Raw genomic sequence first — 19,225 nt, forward strand, 5'->3', positions numbered from 1 at the left:
CGTCTACAGTCACGTAGACCGTCTACGTGACTGTAGACGGTCGGGGCGTGTTCCGCCGCGGACCGCCACTCCGGGCCGGTTCCGCGCAGAACCGCCCCCCAACGTACGGGAGGTCCGTCAGCCTTGCTCCAGTTGCCCGTCGATCCGGCCGTTCACCTCGCGCTGAACCCGCTGGACGCGTCCTCACTGCTCGCCGCGTTCGGCGCGCTCGGCATCGCCGTGGTGCTGTTCGCTGAGACCGGCCTCCTGGTCGGCTTCTTCCTGCCCGGCGACTCGCTGCTGTTCACCGCCGGCCTGCTGTGCGTGCCCGGCGCCACCAAGGGGCCGCAGCTGGAACTCTGGCAGGTGCTGCCCGCCGCCCTGGTCGGGGCGCTGGTCGGAGCCCAGGTCGGCTACCTGATCGGCCGGCGCGGCGGACGGGCGCTGCTGCGCCGCACGAAACGGCGGAGCCTGCTGGACGGCGTCGTACGGGCCGAGGAACTGCTGGCCAAGTACGGGCACGGCAAGGCGATCGTGCTCGCCCGCTTCATCCCGGTAGTCCGAACGGTGCTCAATCCGCTCTGCGGCGTGCTCGACGTGCCGGTCCGCTCGTTCACCGTCTGGCAGGTCGCCGGAGGCGCGGTCTGGACGGTCGGCGTGGTCCTCGCCGGGTACGGGCTCGGCGCGTCGGTACCGGGGATCGACCAGTATCTGCTGCCGATCATCGGTCTGGTAGTAGTTGTCTCCGTGCTCCCCATTGTTCTCGAACTGTTCCGCGCCCGTAAGGCGCCCCGTCACGGAGGTGACATGTGACGCCCTCCCGAGCCCTGGCCGTCTACGACGGCAGCGGTATCGACGGCAGCCTCTACACCCGCATCAACGGGTGGGCGCAGTCGGCCCCGCACTGGCTGGACGACCTGATCAAGGTCTGGTCCGCGATCGGTCTCGGACTGTTCGCGCTCTTCATGCTCTGGGCATGGTGGCGGGCGCGCGGCGCCGACGCGGCGGTGATGGCCAAGGTGCTGGCCTCGCCGGTGATCGTGGTCATCGCGTACAGCGTCAACTCGGTGCTCAAGAGCATGGTCGAGGAGATCCGGCCCTGCGCCCAGATCCCCGGCAGCGTCTCCCTGGAGACCTGCCCGGGCACCGGCGACTGGTCCTTCCCCAGCAACCACTCGGTGATCGCCTTCGCCGCCGCGGCCTCGCTCTGGTTCGTCAACCGGCGGCTCGGCTGGATCGCCGGACTCTTCGCGGTGCTGATGGCCGCCTCCCGGGTCTGGGTCGGCGTGCACTACCCGCACGACGTGGCGGTGGGCGCGCTCGTCGGCCTGCTGGTCGCGGTGGTGCTGGCGCCGCTCGCCGGGCGCTGCGGGCCGCTGGTCGACCGGATGCGCTCCGGCGCGCTGCGGCCACTGCTCGGGCCGGGGGAGCAGCCGGTGGCCGCGCACGGCTACGCGCCGTACGGGGCGCAGCGGCACTGATCCCGCGGATCTTTTCGATTGCGCAGAACCCGCAGATTCCGCTGATCCCGTCGATTCCTCGGCCCTTGTCCGGCCGGGGTGGCGGGTAGAGCATGTGAGCCGGGCGTGGGGCCTCCTCCGGAGGCGCCCGCCCGGCTCAGTCGTGCCCGGGGCGCGAGGGGCGCCGCGGGGCGTGCCAGCGGAGGGAGTGCCGAATGCCGTACAGACTCGACATCACGCAGGGGGACTGGCCCGGCGACCTGCTGCGCAAGGGCGTCGAGGGCCTGCTCGCGGAGGCCATGGTGCTCACCCTCGCCACGGCCGGCCACGAACACGGGCCGCACGCCAACCTGGCCTTCTTCGCGTACGACGACGACCTCGTCCTCTACTTCGTCAGCGAGCGCTCCACCCGGCACAGCCACCACCTGGCCGAGGAGGCCCGGGCCGCGGCCACCGTCTTCCTGCCGCCGCCCGCCTTCGGCGAACAGCTGCGCGGACTACAGCTGACCGGCAGCGCGAGCGAGGCCTGGGGCCGGCAGGCGCAGGCGGCGCTGGCCGCGTACCAGGGGCGCTACCCGGGCTTCGCGCAGGACGAGGACGTCCGGCGCCAGTTCCTCACCGGGGGCGGGGCGGCGGCGCTGTACCGGTTCCAGGTGGAGGAGCTGACGGCGGTCGACGAGCCCAACTTCGGGCGGCGGAACTACCTGCGGGCGCGGGTGGCGCGGTCCTAGGGTCCGGGGCTCGGCCGCCCCGGCCGCCCTGGACGAACCCGTCATGTTGGCTATACAACTTTCCAAGTGGTTCATTCACGGGACGGCGATCCGACGCCCCCCGGACACCTGGAAGCACGAGCGTGGCCGCATGAGAGTCATCGTCGTAGGAGCAGGCGTGCTCGGCACCATGCACGCCTGGCAGGCCGTCCAGCGCGGCCACGAGGTCGTCCACCTGGAGCGCGAAGCCGAGGCGCGTGGCGCCTCGGTGCGCAACTTCGGCCTGGTCTGGGTCAGCGGCCGGGCACAGGGCGAGGAACTGGACACCGCGCTGCGCGCCCGCGAACTGTGGGAAGGCATCGGCGCCCGCGTCCCGGACCTCGGCTTCCGGGCCAACAGCTCACTCACCGCGATCCGCACCGAAGCCGAACTCGCCGTCGCCGAACAGGCCCTCACCCTGCCCGACGCCGCCGCCCGCGGCTACCGGCTGCTCGACGCCGAGCAGACCCGGGCCGCCGACCCCGCCCTGCGCGGCACACTCCTCGGCGCCCTGCGGTGCGAACGCGACGCCGCCGTCGAGCCCCGCACCGCCCAGCCCGCGCTGCGTGCCGCCCTGGCGGCCAGCGGCCGCTACACCTACCTGCCCGGGCGCGAGGTCCGCGACGTGATCGGCGAGAACGCCGTCCGCGACGACCACGGCGACACCCACACCGGCGACCTCGTCGTCCTCTGCACCGGCGCCTGGCTCGGCGGCCTCGTCCGCGAACTCGCCCCCGCCCTGCCCGTCCGCCGCGTACGGCTGCAGATGATGCAGACCGACCCGCTCGGTGAAACCCTCACCAGCTCCGTCGCCGACGGCGACAGCTTCCGCTACTACCCCGCCTTCGCCGGCACCGCCCTCGACCGGATGCGTGAGGCGCAGCCACAGTCCGCCACCGCGGCCGAGCACAAGATGCAGCTGCTGATGGTCCAGCGACGCGACGGCGGCCTCACCATCGGCGACACCCACGAATACGACCACCCCTTCGGCTTCGACGTGGTCGAGGACCCGTACGACCACCTCGCCGGCGTCGCCGAGGAACTCCTCGGCCGCCCGCTGCCGCGGATCCGCCGCCGCTGGGCCGGCGTCTACGCCCAGTGCGTCGACACCACCCGGGTCGTCCACCGTGAGCGCGTGCGCGACGGCGTCTGGCTGGTCACCGGACCGGGCGGCCGCGGCATGACCTGCTCACCGGCCATCGCCGAGACCACCGCCGAACTCGCCAACCTGTAAGGGAAGTTGCCGTGACAACCGACATCCGACTGGTCGTACTCGACATGGCCGGCACCACCGTCGCCGACGACGGCCTGGTCGAACGGGCCTTCACCGCCGCCGCTGCCGTACTCGGCGTCGACGCCGGCAGCCCGGACTTCGACCCGATGCTGGCCCACGTCCGCGCCACCATGGGCGAGTCCAAGATCTCCGTCTTCCGGCACCTCTTCGGCGAGGAGGAGAAGGCCCAGCGGGCCAACACCGCCTTCGAAGCCGCGTACCACGACCTGGTCGACGCCGGCCACTGCGCCGCCCTGCCCGGCGCCGCCGAGGCCATCGCCGAACTCCGCGCCCAGGGCCGCAAGGTGGTCCTCACCACCGGCTTCTCCCGCGCCACCCAGGACCGCATCCTCGACGCCCTCGGCTGGCAGACCGTCGCCGACCTCACCCTCTGCCCCGCCGAAGCCGGCCGCGGCCGCCCCTACCCCGACCTCGCGCTCACCGCGCTGCTTCGCACGGGCACCGACTCGGTGCGGCAGATCGCCGTCGCAGGGGACACCGGCTACGACATGCTGACCGGGGTGCGGGCGGGCGCGTCGGTGGTCGCCGGCGTCCTCACCGGCGCCCACGACGAGGCCCGGCTGCGCGCCGACGGCGCGACCCACGTACTCGGATCCGTCGCGGAACTGCCGGCGCTGCTGGGCTGACGGGCCGGCGGGCTCCTGGCGGAACCTCGGAGCAGGAAGTCGGGCCGGCCGACTTCCTGCTCCTACCGACTTCCTGCTCCTACCGACTTCCTGCTCCTACCTCGGGGACGCTGGCCCGGCGACAGGGCGGCTCCGCTGCCGGGCCGCCTGGACACCGATGTAACCGACCCCGGCCATCAGCACCGCGTTCAGACCGGCGGCGATCGCCAGATCCCTCGACAGGCTGAGGTCCACCGGGCGGTGCACCGCCGCCCGGCCTCCCGGGTCGTAACGGACGGCCACCCGGTCACCGACGGCGAGCGAGCGCAGATCCAGGATCAACTCGCCGAGCGGCACCCCGTCCTCGCCCGCCACCTCGTACGTCGAACTCGGACGCTTGCCCTCCGGATGGTCCCGCGCCGCCGTCACCAGGGCGGTGGTGTCCACGCCCGACAGCCCCAGGATCACGTCGTCCCGGGCGAGCGACACCGCCCCGGTCGTGAGCCCGCCCAGGACGACGGCGAAGAACGCCACGAAGCACCCGAACAACCGCCCCGCCTGCCGGACGACGCCCACCGTCCACCCGGCCACCAGCACCACCCCGAGCACGAAGGCGGCGAACCCCCCGAGGTACGTACCCACGAGCACCAGCCCCACGGACCCGACCGGCACGGCCGACACCAGCCCGACCGTCCGTCGGTGCTCCCTGACCCCGCCCATGGCACCCCCGTCGTACACCCGATCGAAGGGGAAGGCTACGCCGCGACCGTGAGCTCCCCCCGACCGGGAGCCTCAGTCGGGCGGGATCGGGAGTTCCTCGCCGGCGAGGACGAGGTACGCGTGAATCGTCGCCAGATGGGCGTGCTTCTCCGCTTCAGCGGCCGGGGCCCCGGACCTCCGGGGCGCGACGGCCTCGGCGATGTCGAAGAACGGTCACTTCGGCGGACCATCCGGCAGGTCGGCCCGGAGCGAGGTCCGGCGGAGGTGCTCGACCATCAGCCGGGACCGCGAGGCCGCGTGCGCGTTGCGTCCTGCCGGGTTGGTCCACCTGATGGCGGCCAGGCGGTCGATCATCGCCGTGCTCACGCCGTGTCGGCCCTTTCGCCCCGGGTCAGCCGTGGTCAGTCGACTGGTTGCTGCGATCCGCCAGTGCGTTGAGTTCGGCCCACTTGCGCGCGTCCAGCGAGTCGAGGGCTTCGTCGGACAGCTCGATGACGGGGGTCGGAGACAGGTGTATGCGCCAGTTGCCGCGCGGCACCATGATCATGCCGAAGTCGATGAAGCCGTTGGCGAAGGAGAACCCGGCGCCACCGCGTTCGAAGAGGCGGAGCAGGGGCTCGAACGGGTCCGGTAGCGGGCGCAGTCGCACCCCGGGCGTGCTGGTCAGGGCGGCCCACTGGACGGCCGCCGAGCCGCCGTCCATGGCGTACGAGGAGCCGCAGGCATCGTCGATGAAGTCCTCGATATCCGCGATCACCGCAGGGTCGGCACGGACGCTGGGGTCCACGATTTCCGCGAGGTCGAGGAAGGGCCACTTCTGGGTTTCTCCGTAGGATTCGAGCCAGAGCGCGGCCCGCCGGAAGTACTCCTTCATCAGCGCGGCGCGTGAGAAGGATTTTTCGTGGGCCTCGCCGGGCGACTTCCAGTTGACGGCTTTGAGGCGGTCGATCATCGACTGCACGGCGTCGGGACTCACTTGAGGTTGTAACCTTTCGCGCGAAGACGGGATTTGATCGCGTCCACCAGGACATCGAGGTTCGAGAGGTCGTCGGCGATCGGAATGGGTGGAACCTCGATTCCGAATTGCTTCCAGGCCTTGAGTGAACTGAGCACGCCGTCGGTCGTGAAGTCGAGCGTATCAAAGCTGCGGGGAGCCAGGACGTGGGCGCTGGGGTGTTCAGGGTGGACCACCGGTTCCGCGCCGTTTTGCCAGGCCTCCGGATGGCTGGACAGATATGGGAGATCCGCCTCGAAGAGCTTGGCCTCCACGTACTCATGAGCGATGACAGCACGCAGGATGTCGACGTCGGCGGGCTTGTGGAAGCCCTTCACCGCGGCGTTCCAGCGTCGTGCGATCTCCCAGTCCGGTTCGAAATGAACGTCTTTCATGATGTTTTCTTCGCCGGGACCGACGGGGACGTCGTGGCGTTTCAGCATGAGATTGTTCTTCGCGGTGTCGACGATTCGGGGATCGACGCCGGTTTCCTTGGCCACCTCAATGACGTCGTCGGTTCTTCCGCGGTATTCCTCGTAGAGCTTCACGGCGCGGGGGTCTATGCCCGAGCCTCCCCGGTCGACCACGTACGGCGCTCCGGATTCGGATATCCACGGTTCGGGAGCGGCCCCTTCCCTGCCCGGGAATCCGTTCGCCTCGGCCCCGGAGAAGCCGGGGCGGCGCTTCGGGGTGCTGCTCCCTGGTGCGGCCGCGCCGCCGACGGCGCCGAGGACGAGGTCCAGCGGCATGACGGGGCCGGTCTGGAAGGCGGCGTCGTAGCCGTAGGTGAGGCCGGCGCCGGTGACCATGCGGCCGGGGAGGGAGTCGGCGGCGTTCGCGACCTTGGCCAGGCCGGCCAGGGCGACGGAGGCGCTCTCGGCCCGCTCGGCGGCATTGGCGACGACGCGCCCACCAGCGCCGAGTCCGCCGCCGGCGCCGCCCATGATGCCGCCGGTCTCGGCGGAGTCGACGGCTTCCTTGAGGCTGAACCCGCCGTCGTCGAAGGACATCCGGATCGGCTGGGCGACGGCGACGTCGACGGTGATCGCCTCGACGGCGCCGAAGGCCGCACCGACCAGGACGGTGGCGGCGATGGTGGCGATGGTCTCGGAGACGGTGACGCCGAGGGTCGCGGCGGCGGCGACGATGCTCGCGGCCGCGGTGCCGGCGGCGGCTTCGGAGAGGCCGGCGGTGAAGAAGGCGAGGGCGGTGCCGACGACGAGGGTGCCGCCGACGATCGCGGCCTCCTCCTCCAGTTTCTTGATCGCCTTGTCGACTTCGGTGGCGAAGTCCCGCAGTGCCTTGGCGAGGCTGCGGCAGGCGCTGGCGGTGTCGGGCAGCCAGCCCTTGCCCTGGCCGCCGTAGTAGTTGCCCCAGAACTTGCCGAAGGCGTCGATCGCGGGCCCGTGGTTGTTGGCGACGATGGCGGCGGCGGCCTGGTTGGTCGGCGCGGTGACGTTGTCGATGGCGGTGGCCATCGCGTCCCAGGCGTCGGCGACCTTGCGGAGCTTGTCCGGGTCGGCGTCGGGCCACCACATGCCGGTGAGCTTCCGGACGGCCTTGGCGACCGTGGACTCACCCACGCGCCACCCCCTCCGGGGCGGGGCGGCCGGTCATGCCGTCAGGTCCTTACGGGCCTGGTTGTCGGCGCCGGTGTGGTTGTCGGCGTGGGCGTCGAGCCCCTCGGCGATGCTGGCGAGGCCCTTGACCAGGACGTCGAGCCCGGTGAGCACCTTGTCGTGCGGGCCGTTGTAGGCCTGGGCGAATTCGTTGCCCTGCTTGTCGCCGCCCCACGGGCTGCCCGCCTCGGTGAGGCTCCGTTTGAGCGTGTCGAGGGCTTCCTTGAGCGCCTTGCTCTGGTTCTCGAAGGTCGGCGCGGCCGCCTTCAGATCCCCCGGCCGGATCTTGAAAGTCGGCCCGCCGGCTTTCGCCCCGTCATCCGCCATGGTGTCTCCCCCGTTTGCGTCGCCCGTTTGTGCCGCCCGTTTGACCTGCGAAGACGGAGAGGGCCGACCGGGGTGGGCGGGTTTCGGATGGTTCGTGTGACGAGGGTCACATTGCCGGGGCCGGGGGAAGTCTTGACCAGGTGTTGGGGCCCTTGGTCGTCACCCGGTGGGCCGGTGCGGAGTCCGGCGGGGTCGGCTGCCGAAGCGGGCGAACCACAGGAGGAGCGCCGCGATGCCGGCGTTGAGCCCGATCACCGACCACAGGGAGGCTGTGGAGCCGGCCTCGCCGGGGAGTTTGGGGGCGACCCGTCCGGACGGGTCGACCCGGACGGTGACGGTGTCGCCGGGTTTGAAGCGTTCGGAGTTCTGGGCCAGTGGGCCGCCGGGGACGGTGGCGCCGTCCGCCGATGTGAGGGTGTAGGTCCAGCTCGTCGAACCGCGGGACGACCTGTCGGCCTTCTCGGACGTCACCACGGCGTTCACCTCGCGGCCGGAGGACAGTACGAGGTTCTGCCAGGCGTCCCCGCTAGCGGCGGTGGCCATGATGACGGCCAGGGTCACCAGGGCCAGCGCGCCGCCGGTGTCCTTGTAGCCGGGATCGCTTGAGGGCCCCCGGAGCTTCACCAGTCCCGTGCCCGCCACCACGACGTACAGGACCACCAGGCCGACGACGAGGAGGGTGCCGACGTAGGCGCCCGCGAGGACGATGCCGACGAACAGGCAGGTCAGGGTGGCGATGAGGGCGCTGGTGCGGCCGAGCCACGGGCGGGCGGTGGCCGTGGGCCGGTCGGGGCGGGTGGTCGTCATCCGAAGGCCTTGCGGATGGTGTCCCACTGGTCGGGCGGCAGGGTGTCGAGGCTTTCGTCGCGGGGCGGGTGGAAGGCGATGCCGCGGAAGGCGGTGGTGAGCAGGGGCAGCCATTCGTCCCAGTGGTCGATGTCCTCGGTGGTGAAGACGGCGGCGACCACGTGGGGGCTCCACGGGTGGGGGAGCAGCAGTTCGAGCTGGCGCACCGTGCTGACCGTGGACGCCGGCACGCCCCACACCGCGCCGGGTACCGGGACGGCGAGGTCGCGGGCGGCGAGGGCGGCGCGGCCGACGGGCAGGTCGACCACGCCGACGTCGGCGTCCGGCCAGGCCTCGGCCAGTTGCTCGGCGACGCGGGCGGGGTAGTCGCCGGGCGTGCCCGGCTCCTGGGGGCGGAGGAAGACGGTGAGCATGCCGTGGATGGGTTCGCCGTCCTCGGCTCGGACCAGGCAGCTGGACACGTGGACGGCGCCCTCGCGCAGCTGGGCCTGCAGGGCGGTCTCGGCGGCGATGACGGCGCTGAGCTTCTGTTCGGGGGCGGTGTCGGGGTAGAGGGCGTCGAGGCTCTCTGCCGCGCGGGCCATCCGGTCGCCGAGGTCCTCGTCGAGGTCGACGGGGGTGAAGCCGTCGGGGAGGGTCAGCCACAGCGGTGGCGCGGACTCAACGGCCATAGCCGGCCGCCCATCCGGTCACGCCGAGCAGGTTGCCGACAGTGGACACGGTGCCGACGACGAGGTTGGCCTTGCCGCCGCCTGCGGCGAGGCCGCCGGAGCCGAGGATGTTGTTGGCGCCGGTGGTGTAGTTGACCGCGCTGGTCAGGCCGTTGCTCGGGTTGTCCTGGGTGAGGGCGTACGCGGTGGGGGCGTTGAGGCCGACGGTGGTGGCGGCTTGGACGCCGTCGGAGACGTCCATCGCGGTGGATTTGGAGAGCCCGAGCTTGATGGCCGGCTTCTCGATCGCCGTGGTGAAGATCGGGTTGGCCGGGTCGACCCCGCGGGAGGCCGCCCGGACCTCCTTCGCCCCGGCGGTGACCACACCGCGCACGCCCGAACCGGCGGTGCGGGCGGTCCGGGCGGCGGTCACGCCCTTGGCGGCGACGCCCACGCCGGGGATCGCGCCGAGGACGTCGCCGCCCAGGGTCAGCCAGTTGCCGAGGTTCTTCTGCGGCGGCCACAGTTGGCCCTTGGCGGCGTACTGGGTGGCGTGCGCGCCGGCGGCGGCGGCGCTCAGCAGGATGGCGGGGAGGGCGAAGGCGGGGAAGAAGATCGCCGCGACGCCGCAGACGCCGGCCGCGACCGTCAGCATGTCGGCGCCGTGGTTCTTCAGCCAGTTTCCGACCTTGCTGAGCCAGCCCGGCTCCGGTGGGGCCTTGCTGTCGGCGGCTTTGCGGATGGCGTCGGCCGTCTTGTGGGCGTCCGACTTGTGGTTCTCGGCGAGTTCGTGGGCCTGGTTCTGGAGCCCGGTGAGGTCGGCGGCGGCACTGTCGACCAGTGCGGCGGCCGCGTCGAGGTGGCCCTTCGCCTTGTTGTAGCGCTGTTCGGCGGCGGCGAGGGAGGCGTCGTCGGGGAAGTTCTGGCCGGCCAGTTTGAGGTCGGGGGCGGCGGCCGCGGTGGCGTGGGCCTGTTCGGCGTCCGCCTTGCGCTGCTTGGCGGTGACGGCCGCGTGCGCCAACTCGACGGCTTTGGGCTGGTGTTCGGTCAGCGCCTTGTACCAGATGTCGAGTGACTGGTAGGCGGCGGTGATGGAGTCGGCGGCGTCCTGCAGGTAGGTGGGGAGCTTGCCGAACTGGTCGGAGAAGGCCTTGGCCGCGTCGCCGGTCCACTGGCCCTGGTTGGCGGAGAGCTGGGACAGCGTGGTGTGGACGCCGGTCAGGTGCTGGCCGACCCGGCGCAGGCTTCCGCTGAGGGCGGTGACGGCGGCGGAGTCGCCGGGGGCGGGGTTGAAGCCGAGGCCGGACCAGTCGGGTGCGGGCGTGGGGTCGGTCACGACTGGCCTGCCGGGGTGAGGGCCTTGGTGATGCTCTGCTCGGTGCCGTCGTAGCTCTGCTGCACCTTGTCCAGTCCGTCGTCGAGGATCTTGACGCACTCGCGGACCTTCTTCAGGCCGTACCCCCACTTCTCCTTGAAGTGCCCGCAGGCCTCGTCCAGGAAGTCATAGCCGGTCCCGCTGTGGCTGGCCGCTTCGAATGCCTTGAGGCCCTGGTCGAGTTCGTCGCCACAGCCTTTGAGGTCCTGGGCCAACTTGGCGAGGAATTCGGTGCTGACCGTGAAGTCGGCCACATTTGCCCCCGATGTGTCGATTGTCGAACCGTCGAACCGGGTGAGCATAACCTTCGCCGGCGCGCGGGTGATCAGCCGCTGAACGTCCAAGTGCCCTTTGTTACGGGACTTTTACGGGGAGCCGACGGCGTCTTGACGCTCGGCAGCCGCGCTTCGCCGCGCTTCGCCGGGTTTCGGGAGGTACGGGGGGTACGGGATTTACGGGCGGTGCGCGCAGGACGGGCGGTACGAGAGGGGCCTGCGGTGCGGCCGGCGGCGGCCGCCGGCGGTCAGTGGCTGTTCCTGAGGTTGAGCACGACCACCCCGACGATCACCAGCGCGATGCCCACCCACTGCAGCCGCCCGAGCGACTCCCCGAAGGCGACCACGCCGATCCCGGCGACCGCCGCCGTCCCGGCCCCCGACCAGACCGCGTACGCGACCGAGACCGGGATGTGCTTGAGCGCGCGGCCGAGCAGCAGGAAGGAGAGCGCGTAGCCGATGCCGACTCCCAGGCTCGGCCAGAGGCGGGTGAACCCCTCGGTGAGCTTGAGGCAGCTGGTGGCGCAGACCTCACTCAGGATGGCGAGGGCGAGCAGGACGTAGGGCATGTCAGGGACGAACCGACGGGGCGGCGGTGATCTTCCCGAGCAGTGCGAGGTCGGCCTGTTCCAGGCTGGCGAGCAGCGTGATCCGGTCGCCGTCCGGCATCGGCGTCGCGGTGGACGGTACGGCGAGCACGGCGCAGCCGGCCGCGGCGGCGGAGGTGACCCCGGTCGGGGTGTCCTCGACGGCGACGCAGACGGCCGGGTCGAGGCCGAGGCGCTCGGCGGCGGCGAGGTACGGGTCGGGCGCGGGCTTGGTGCGCTCGGTGTCCTCGGCGGCCAGGGTGACGGCGAACCAGTCCCGGCCGATGACGGACAGGACGAGGTCGACCACCCGGCGCGGGGAGGCGGAGACCAGTGCGGTGGGCACCCGGGCGTCCCGCAGCGCGGCCAGCAGGGCGAGCGCGCCGGGGCGCGGCACCGTCTCGGCGGCGACCTTGCCGGCGAAGGAGTCGCCCAGCCGGGCGGCGAGTTCGGCCTCGCTGAGGGCGGTGCCGCTGACCCGGTGCAGGTGGGCGGCGGTGTGCTCGACGGCCTGGCCCAGCACCTCGGGGGCGTCCTGGTCGGTGAGCGGGTGGCGGAGTTCCTCGGCGAGTTCGGCGGCGGCCTGCCACCACAGCTGCTCGGTGTCGACCAGCGTGCCGTCCATGTCGAAGAGGACGGCGGCGGGCAGGGCGTCGGCGGGCAGGACGGCAGTGGCCGGCACGGATTCGGGCATGGCGGATTCAGGCATGGCGGTACCTTCGGTGGTTCTCAGGGGCGGGGCAGGGACGTGCAAGGCTCTCAGGCCGGCCGCCGGTCCACCAGTACGGGGCGTTCCGGCAGGGTGAGCCCGGCGTGCGAGCCGACCGGCAGTGCGGCGGTGGCCTCGGTGGGCAGGTCGGCCTTGACCTCGGTGCCGTCCTGGAGGCGGGCGGTGATCCGGGTGACGGCGCCCAGGAAGGACGCGGAGACGACGAGCGCGGGCCCGTTCCGGTCCGGGGTCAGGGTGACGTTCTCGGGGCGGACCAGCACGTGCAGCTCGCCGTCGGCCGGGATCTCGCCGTCCACGGTGTGGCGGCGGCCGAGCACCTCGACGCCGTCGGAGGTGCGGGTGCACGGGATGCGGCTCATGGTGCCGACGAACTCGGCGACGAAGGCGGTGGTCGGCCGGCCGTACAGCTCGGACGGGGTGGCGCACTGCTCCAGGCGGCCGGCGCGCAGCACCGCGACCCGGTCGGCCATGGACAGCGCCTCCTCCTGGTCGTGGGTGACGAACAGGGTGGTGATGCCCAACTCCTGCTGCAGGCGCCGGATCTCCTCGCGCAGCTGCAGCCGGACCTTGGCGTCCAGCGCGGACAGCGGCTCGTCGAGCAGGAGGACGCGCGGCTGCAGGGCGAGTGCGCGGGCGAGGGCGATGCGCTGCTGCTGGCCGCCGGACATCTGGTGCGGGTAGTGCTCGGCGCGGTGCGGCAGGCCGACCAGTTCCAGCAGTTCCTGGGCGCGCTTGCGGCGTTCGGTCTTGCCGGCGCGGCGCATCCGCAGGCCGAAGGCGACGTTGTCCAGTGCGGTCAGGTGCGGGAAGAGGCTGTACGACTGGAACACCATGCCCGCGTCGCGCTTGTGCGCGGGGATGGCGGTGATGTCCCGGCCGTCGACCAGGACCTCGCCGGAGTCGTGCTGTTCGAAGCCGGCCAGGATGCGCAGCGCGGTGGTCTTGCCGCAGCCGGACGGGCCGAGCAGGGCGAGCAGTTCGCCCGGGTGGACGGTCAGGTCCAGGCCGTCGAGGGCGGTGGTGGTGCCGAACGAGCGGCGCAGCGAGCGGAACTCGACGGTGGCGCTGCCGGGGGCGAGCGCGACGCCGGTGACGGGGGCGGGGGCCGTGGTCATGGCAGGTGACTCCTGGAAAGCGTGGGGTGGTTCAGGACCGTTCGGGCGGTGCGCTCAGGAGCGCGTGGCCTTGCGGCCGCGGCCGACGGCGGACATCAGCAGCAGGACGAGCCAGACGATCAGCAGGCTGAGCATCGAGACCGCGACGGACATCTGGCCGTCGCTCTTGCCGTTGGAGTTGATCCACACCGAGAAGGGGGAGAAGCCGAGGATGGAGGCGGTGGTGAACTCGCCGAGCACCAGGGCGACGGTGAGCACGGCCGCGTTCAGCAGGGCGCTGCGCAGGTTCGGCAGGACGACGGTGAACACGGCGCGCAGCCAGCCGGCGCCGCAGTTGCGGGCGGCCTCGACCAGGGTGGCGACGTCCACGCCGCGCAGTCCGGCGTCGATCGCCCGGTAGGCGAACGGCAGCGCCATCAGCACGTACGCGATGACCAGGACGATCGGGAAGGACGGGTCCTGGATCGCCACGATGGTCTGGAACAGCGGGGTGTCCTGGAGGTAGTCCGGGCCCCAGCGCAGCACGCCGATGATGCCGGTGGTGAGCGCGACGACCGGGACGACCAGCGGCATCGAGCACATCACCTCGATCACCGGGCGCAGCTTCGGAGCGCCGAGCCGGGCGGCGAGCATCGCCGGGACGAGCAGGAGCAGCAGCACCGCGACGGTGACGCCGGCCAGTTCGAGGCTGAGCACCAGGCTGTCGGTGAAGCCGGGGGCGTTCAGCAGCTCGGTGTAGGCGCGGAAGGTGGTGCCGCCCTTGTTGTCGTCGATGCTGAACCACAGCGAGGCGGCCATCGGCACGGCGAAGTAGACGCCGCAGAGCAGCAGGACCAGGCCGCGGCCGAGGCGGATGCGTTCGATCAGGCGAGCCACTTGGCACTCCGGCGCTGAAGGGGCAGGTACACGGCCATCACCAGGCAGGCGACCACGATCATGTCGAGGCCGAGGGCGAGGGCGAGGTTGCCCTGGCCGACCAGGACGTTGCCGGACAGCGCGTCGCCGATCTGCATCGAGATCAGCGGCACCGAACTGCCCACCATCGCCTCGGCGGTGGCGTACGCGGCGAAGGAGGCGCCGAACAGCAGCACGAACCCGCCGAGCAACGAGGGCAGCAGGACGGGCAGCGCGACGTGCCGCCAGTACTGCGGCGCGGTGGCGCCGTTGTTGTAGGCGGCCTCGCGCCACTGGACGCGCAGGCCCTCCAGGGCGGGGGTGATGGTGATGACCATCAGCGGGACCAGGAAGTACAGGTAGACCACCGAGAGGCCGGAGAAGGTGTAGAGGTTCCAGCCGTGCTTGGTGAGGCCGAGCTGCTTGGTGACCTCGCCGGAGTTGCCGAGGGTGGCGACGAACATGAAGGCCAGCGGGACGCCGCCGAAGTTGGCGAGCACGCCGGAGGCCGACATCACCGCGTCGCGGAACATCCGGAACCGGGAGGTCGCCACGGCCTGGGCCAGCGGCAGGCCGACGACGGTGGCGATCAGCGCGGTCAGCAGCGAGAGCTTCACGCTGCCCCACAGGGCGGTCCAGTAGGCGCCCTGGAGGGAGCCGGTGAGGTTGGCGGTGGTGAAGGTGCCGCCGCCGTCGGGCGCGTCCGAGGAGGTGGTGAACGCGCCGATGGCGATCGCGACGGCCGGCAGGCCGAAGCCGAGGACGAAGAACAGCAGCAGGGGGAGGGCAGCGAGCCAGGCGCGGCCGCCGCCGGTCCGGCGCCTGCCGGGGCGGGGGGCCTTGGCGGCCGACGCGGTGGCGGTGGCGGTGGAGGAGGGGGTGGCGGCCGGGGCCGTGACGGGGGTTGCGGGGCCGGGGGCGCCCCCGCCGCGCTGGGCGGCGGAGGCGGTGGCCGGCACCGGGGTGGGAGCCGTGGTCATCTCAGGTCAGCCCGCGATCGCCTTGGCCCAGTTCTCGGTCACGGTCTTCTTGGCCGCGTCCGTCTGCTCCTGGGTCGGGAAGGTGGTGAAGGGCTTCTCGACGGTCGGGAGCTTGGCGGCGGCCGCCGCGTCCAGGGTGCCCGCGGCCTTCAGGGTGTCGAACAGGGCCGGGGTGGCGTAGCCGCCGAGGAAGCCGTTCTGGCCCTGGGCGCTGTAGAGGTACTCCTCCCACAGGCGCGCGGCGGCCGGGTGCGGGGCGTCCTTGGTGACCGCCTGGTTGTAGTACTGGGCGTAGGAGCCGTCCGAGGGGATGGCCACCTGCCAGTCGATGCCCTTGTCCCTGAACTTGTCGGCGTAGCCGGCGTTCAGGTACGACCAGTCGATGCTGATCGGGGTCTCGCCCTTCTCGATGGTCGCCGGGGTGACCTCGACCGGGTTGAAGTTGCCGGCCTGCTTGACCTTGCCGAAGAAGTCGATGCCGGGCTGGATGCTGTCCAGCGAACCGCCGTTGGCGAGCGCGGCCGCGTAGACGGCGCCGAAGGCGGCACCGGCCTTGGTCGGGTTGCCGTTGAGGGCGACCATGCCCTTGTAGTCGGGCTTCAGCAGGTCGGCGAAGGTCTTCGGACAGGCGGACACCTTCTTGGCGTCGCAGCCGATCGACATGTAGCCGCCGTAGTCGTTGTAGCTCAGGCCGTTCGGGTCCTTCATGGTGGCCGGGATCCTGTCGAAGTCGGTCACCTTGTACGGGGCCAGCAGGCCCTGCTTGCCCGCGCTGATCGCGAACGCGGAGCCGAGGTCGACGACGTCGGGGGCGCGGTCCTGGCCCTTGCGGGAGGTGACCGCGTTGATCTCGTCCTGGCTGGAACCGTCCGGGTTCTCGTCCTCGATCTCGATGCCGTACTTGGCCTTGAAGTCGTCCATCAGCTTGCCGTAGTTCGCCCAGTCGCGCGGCAGCGTGATGACGTGCAGCTTGCCTTCCTTCTTCGCGGCGGCGACCAGGCCGTCCATGCCGCCGAAGTCGGCGACGGAGGTGGCGGTCCTGGCGTTCTTCCCGCCCGCGGCGTCGCCGGACTTCGTGGAGGAGCCGGCGGAGCCGCAGGCGGTGAGGGAGAGCGCGGCGGCGGTCAGAACGGCCGCGAAGGCGGCGGAACGGGCGCGGTGCACGGACACGGGTCAGTCTCCTGAGAAGGGGGAACTGCGAGTGGGCGTCTCGATCGGGGGATCTGGCGAGTGGCGGTCCGGAGGCGTCCACGCTTCGGTGCCGTCCGGGACAGTTCGGTGCCGTCCGGGACAGTTCGGGACCGTTCGGGACTGTCCGGGACCGTTCGGGACCGGGACAGCCCGGGACCGTCCGAGTTGACTAGCCAACTTCGCTGACGGGGGTAAGTACGCCGGAGTCCGGTGACGGGAAGGTGAACGGACGGCCCAGAACCGGGGTCGGCTGCGGGAACGGTCGAATCCGGCCATCGGAGCGTGATCCGTTCGGTGCGATGCTTCGAGGACGCGGCGGGATAGGGTCGGGCAGTCCGCGCCCGCACCGCCGCGCAGGACACCGCCCCAGGAGGGACCTTGACCGACGTGGCAACTGAGCCCCGGCGCCCCGCCGCGACCGACGAGCGCGCCGCCGGCGCGCTCTACCGGAAGGTGGCCGCCGACCTGCGCGAGGCCATCACCACCGGCGCGTACGGCGAGGCCGGCCGGCTGCCCGCCGAGGGCGCGCTGGCCGAGCAGTACGGCGTCTCCCGCGGCACCGTCCGCCAGGCACTCGCCGTCCTGCGCTCCGACGGGCTGGTCACCTCCCGCCGCGGCACCCGCCGGGTGGTGCTCGGCGGCGCGCGGGTGCAGAGCTTCTCCGAACTGCTGAGCTTCACGCACTGGGCCTACTCGATGGGCGAGGAGCCCGGCGGCATCCTGGACTCGCTGGTCCGCCGCCCGGCCGACGCCGCCGAGTGCGAGCAACTGCGCCTGGAGCCGGGCTCCGAGGTGTACGCGACGGTCCGGCTGCGGACGCTGTCCGGCACGCCGGTGATGGTCGAGCGCACCGTCTACCCGCCGAGGGTCGGCGAGATCGTCGCCGAACTGCCCGCGGACGTCGTCTCGCACACCGAGGTGCTGCGCGAGCACGGCATCCTGTTCACCGACGCCGACCACACGATCGACGTGGTCGCGGCCAACGCGGAGGACGCCCGGCTGCTCGGCTGCCGCCGCGGCGGCCCGCTACTGCGCGAACGGCGCCGCACCACCGACCCGACCGGCACGCCGGTGGAGTGGTCCCAGGACCGCTACCTGCCGGGGACGGTGGCGTTCAGCGTGCACAACTCACTGGCCACGTCGGCACTTTCACGACACGCGCGGGAGATGGACTGACTCCCGCCCTCACTCCAGGAGCGAGCAGAGCAGCGGGCGGTAGTGGTCGAAGCCGGGCACCGGCGCGCCGGCCACCTTCGCCTGCTCGTCCCAGCGCCGCACGGCCACCGCGTCGGCGGCGCCCGGGAGCCGCGCGAAGGCGGCGGCCTGCTCGTCGTCCATCGGGCCGCCCTGGACGCCCAGCGCGTACTCGGAGGCGGCGGAGAGCCGCTCCCGGTACCCGGGCTCGACCGCGCACAGGTAGCGCTTGGCGGCCACGTGCAGCCGGACCGGCTCGGTCACCGCCGGACCGAACCAGCGGGCCAGCCAGTCGGCGCCCGAGTCGCTGTGACGGTTGTCCTGACCCTGCATCAGATCCCTTCCGTGGAACGGTCCCTGGAAGTGCCCGACGTCGTGCAGCAGCGCGGCGGCGACCAGGTGGTCCGGTGCCCCCGCCGCCTCGGCCGCGGCGGCGGCCTGCAGCATGTGCTCGGCCATCGTGACCTCCTCGCCCAGGTACTCGCCGGCGCCCTCACCCGCGAACAGCCCGGCGATCGCGTCCAGGGCGGCGGCCCGGCGGTGCAGCACGGCCAGGGTGGACGACAGGGAGTCCAGGTCGGCGTAGCAGCCCTGGAGGTGCCGGCGGCCGTCCTGCCGGAACGCCGTACGGGCGTGCAGGAGGCGGGTGTTGTCGAAGATCAGGCAGTCGCCCGGGTCCAGGCGGAAGGTGAGCTGGAGCTCCGGGCGCAGGGTGATCGCGGCGAACCGGCGGTAGGCGGCGTAGAAGGCCTCCAGGCCGTTCCCGCGCAGGGTGCCGATCGAGCGGTTGTTGAAGCGGACCTCGCGGATCCGGCCCAGCGGGTCGACGTCGATCATCGGGCGGTCGGCGCGCAGCTCGGTGCGGCGGTCGCGGAAGACGAAGGGGACGGGCGTGCGGGTGAGCGTCGCGAAGTCCTCCGGTGACTCCTCGCGCAACTGCGCGGCCGCCTTGAACCCGTCCACCAGCCCGGAGTCCCCGCCCGTCGCCGAGTTCTCCAGGCAGTGCAGCAGCTGGAGCGTCGGCACCGGGTCGCGGTACGGGTTGTCGGTGTGCGGCGCGATGTCCTTGTCCGTGAACGCGAGGTTGTTCGGGTCCGGCTCGATCCGGACGTCGAACAGCTCCCCGTAGTTGGTGACCCGGACGTACCCGAAGCTCTCCGCGACCCGGAGCACCTGCCGCTCCACGACCGGCACCCCGCGCAGCACGGCGAAGCCGCTGCGGCGGACGGCGGCCAGGACCGCCGCCTGCTCGGCGGGGTCGGTGAGGTACGCCTCCCACTGCGCCTCCGGGATGCCGCGGGCGAAGTCCCCCGCCGTCCAGAGCCGCTTGCCCTGCTCGGTGCGCCCGTCGTCGTCGCTCTCCGTGCCGAGCCACTCCGGCTCGTACCGCGACCGGTGCCCGTCCGACCACAGCACCTCCAGGTGCCCGTCGGTCTCCGTGCTCGCCGCGATCGCGAGGTCCTCCGGCAGGTCGTCGACCTGGAACAGCTTCTGCCCGTTGCGCGGATCCCGGCACTCGGCGCACGGGCAGTTGTCGCGCAGCCAGTACGGCGGCAGCTCGGTCATGTCTGGTCCCTCCTCGGCGGGAACCCCTGCGGCTACCCCGCGGTAGCGCCACGCCCGGCGGGCAGCCCGCGCCGCCCCTGCCTTCGGCCGACCGCGAGCGGGCGGCCTCGGCGG

Annotated in this window: 22 protein-coding genes; 6 read left to right on the forward strand and 16 right to left on the reverse strand. The window is 72.0% G+C overall.

Annotation, left to right across the window (positions count from 1 at the left end; all coding sequences use genetic code 11):
* The first annotated feature begins 123 nt into the window (after nt 1-123).
* The 5 genes from AC0B61_RS14195 (at nt 124) to AC0B61_RS14215 (ending at nt 4,108) form a co-directional block, all read left to right on the forward strand.
* Nucleotides 124-792, forward strand: a complete 669-nt coding sequence (locus AC0B61_RS14195; protein WP_471740926.1) for a DedA family protein — start codon at nt 124-126, stop codon at nt 790-792.
* Nucleotides 789-1,460, forward strand: a complete 672-nt coding sequence (locus AC0B61_RS14200) for a phosphatase PAP2 family protein (RefSeq protein ID WP_471740927.1) — start codon at nt 789-791, stop codon at nt 1,458-1,460. Before AC0B61_RS14195 ends, AC0B61_RS14200 begins: the two co-directional genes overlap by 4 nt.
* Nucleotides 1,461-1,654: 194 nt before the next feature.
* Nucleotides 1,655-2,170 (forward strand): pyridoxamine 5'-phosphate oxidase family protein, encoded by a 516-nt coding sequence (locus AC0B61_RS14205; RefSeq protein ID WP_471740928.1) that lies wholly within the window; start codon nt 1,655-1,657, stop codon nt 2,168-2,170.
* Between the two features lie 130 nt (nt 2,171-2,300).
* Nucleotides 2,301-3,422 carry a TIGR03364 family FAD-dependent oxidoreductase gene (locus AC0B61_RS14210; RefSeq protein ID WP_471740929.1) on the forward strand — a complete coding sequence of 374 codons (1,122 nt, stop codon included), beginning with the start codon at nt 2,301-2,303 and terminating at the stop codon, nt 3,420-3,422.
* An 11-nt stretch (nt 3,423-3,433) separates the two neighbouring features.
* Complete coding sequence (locus AC0B61_RS14215) at nt 3,434-4,108, forward strand: phosphonatase-like hydrolase (RefSeq protein WP_471740930.1); 675 nt, start codon at nt 3,434-3,436, stop codon at nt 4,106-4,108.
* A 96-nt stretch (nt 4,109-4,204) separates the two neighbouring features.
* Here the strand turns inward: AC0B61_RS14215 and AC0B61_RS14220 are convergent, their stop codons facing one another.
* The 15 genes from AC0B61_RS14220 to AC0B61_RS14290 all read right to left on the reverse strand — a co-directional run bounded on the left by AC0B61_RS14220 (nt 4,205) and on the right by AC0B61_RS14290 (nt 16,330).
* Nucleotides 4,205-4,735 (reverse strand): hypothetical protein, encoded by a 531-nt coding sequence (locus AC0B61_RS14220; RefSeq protein WP_471740931.1) that lies wholly within the window; start codon nt 4,733-4,735, stop codon nt 4,205-4,207.
* A gap of 285 nt (nt 4,736-5,020) precedes the next feature.
* Nucleotides 5,021-5,173, reverse strand: coding sequence for a hypothetical protein (locus AC0B61_RS14225; RefSeq protein ID WP_471740932.1), 153 nt, complete (start codon nt 5,171-5,173; stop codon nt 5,021-5,023).
* 25 nt (nt 5,174-5,198) lie between these two features.
* Entirely contained in the window at nt 5,199-5,783 is a 585-nt protein-coding gene (locus AC0B61_RS14230) for a hypothetical protein (protein ID WP_471740933.1), read from the reverse strand.
* Entirely contained in the window at nt 5,780-7,384 is a 1,605-nt protein-coding gene (locus tag AC0B61_RS14235) for a WXG100-like domain-containing protein (protein ID WP_471740934.1), read from the reverse strand. The genes AC0B61_RS14230 and AC0B61_RS14235 overlap by 4 nt, the downstream gene beginning before the upstream one ends.
* A 30-nt stretch (nt 7,385-7,414) precedes the next feature.
* On the reverse strand, nt 7,415-7,747 hold the full coding sequence (locus tag AC0B61_RS14240; RefSeq protein ID WP_471740935.1) for a WXG100 family type VII secretion target: 333 nt from the start codon (nt 7,745-7,747) through the stop codon (nt 7,415-7,417).
* A gap of 159 nt (nt 7,748-7,906) precedes the next feature.
* Nucleotides 7,907-8,554: a DUF3592 domain-containing protein gene (locus AC0B61_RS14245; RefSeq protein WP_471740936.1), complete on the reverse strand. Its 648-nt coding sequence runs from the start codon at nt 8,552-8,554 to the stop codon at nt 7,907-7,909.
* The gene (locus AC0B61_RS14250) at nt 8,551-9,225 is read right to left on the reverse strand and encodes a hypothetical protein (RefSeq protein WP_471740937.1); all 675 of its coding nucleotides are present in this window, start codon (nt 9,223-9,225) and stop codon (nt 8,551-8,553) included. Before AC0B61_RS14250 ends, AC0B61_RS14245 begins: the two co-directional genes overlap by 4 nt.
* Complete coding sequence (locus AC0B61_RS14255; protein ID WP_471740938.1) at nt 9,215-10,540, reverse strand: WXG100 family type VII secretion target; 1,326 nt, start codon at nt 10,538-10,540, stop codon at nt 9,215-9,217. The genes AC0B61_RS14250 and AC0B61_RS14255 overlap by 11 nt, the downstream gene beginning before the upstream one ends.
* A complete protein-coding gene (locus AC0B61_RS14260; protein ID WP_471740939.1) occupies nt 10,537-10,923 on the reverse strand; it encodes a hypothetical protein in 387 nt (128 codons plus the stop codon). Before AC0B61_RS14260 ends, AC0B61_RS14255 begins: the two co-directional genes overlap by 4 nt.
* A 179-nt stretch (nt 10,924-11,102) precedes the next feature.
* Nucleotides 11,103-11,423 (reverse strand): DMT family transporter, encoded by a 321-nt coding sequence (locus tag AC0B61_RS14265; RefSeq protein ID WP_471740940.1) that lies wholly within the window; start codon nt 11,421-11,423, stop codon nt 11,103-11,105.
* Nucleotide 11,424: 1 nt separating this feature from the next.
* The gene (locus AC0B61_RS14270; protein ID WP_471740941.1) at nt 11,425-12,150 is read right to left on the reverse strand and encodes an HAD family hydrolase; all 726 of its coding nucleotides are present in this window, start codon (nt 12,148-12,150) and stop codon (nt 11,425-11,427) included.
* 50 nt (nt 12,151-12,200) lie between these two features.
* Nucleotides 12,201-13,286 (reverse strand): ABC transporter ATP-binding protein, encoded by a 1,086-nt coding sequence (locus AC0B61_RS14275; protein ID WP_471740942.1) that lies wholly within the window; start codon nt 13,284-13,286, stop codon nt 12,201-12,203.
* A gap of 54 nt (nt 13,287-13,340) precedes the next feature.
* Nucleotides 13,341-14,150: an ABC transporter permease gene (locus tag AC0B61_RS14280; protein ID WP_471741049.1), complete on the reverse strand. Its 810-nt coding sequence runs from the start codon at nt 14,148-14,150 to the stop codon at nt 13,341-13,343.
* Entirely contained in the window at nt 14,150-15,160 is a 1,011-nt protein-coding gene (locus tag AC0B61_RS14285; RefSeq protein ID WP_471740943.1) for an ABC transporter permease, read from the reverse strand. Before AC0B61_RS14285 ends, AC0B61_RS14280 begins: the two co-directional genes overlap by 1 nt.
* Nucleotides 15,161-15,166: 6 nt before the next feature.
* Nucleotides 15,167-16,330: an ABC transporter substrate-binding protein gene (locus tag AC0B61_RS14290; RefSeq protein WP_471740944.1), complete on the reverse strand. Its 1,164-nt coding sequence runs from the start codon at nt 16,328-16,330 to the stop codon at nt 15,167-15,169.
* Between the two features lie 408 nt (nt 16,331-16,738).
* On the opposite strand from AC0B61_RS14290, the gene AC0B61_RS14295 reads away from it, so the two are divergent.
* Nucleotides 16,739-17,527 carry a GntR family transcriptional regulator gene (locus tag AC0B61_RS14295; protein WP_471740945.1) on the forward strand — a complete coding sequence of 263 codons (789 nt, stop codon included), beginning with the start codon at nt 16,739-16,741 and terminating at the stop codon, nt 17,525-17,527.
* Between the two features lie 9 nt (nt 17,528-17,536).
* Here AC0B61_RS14295 and tmpA read toward each other — a convergent pair whose 3' ends face one another.
* A complete protein-coding gene (gene tmpA, locus AC0B61_RS14300; protein ID WP_471740946.1) occupies nt 17,537-19,111 on the reverse strand; it encodes a 2-trimethylaminoethylphosphonate dioxygenase in 1,575 nt (524 codons plus the stop codon).
* Nucleotides 19,112-19,225: the final 114 nt, after the last annotated feature.

Source organism: Kitasatospora sp. NPDC023385 (genome assembly GCF_055664045.1).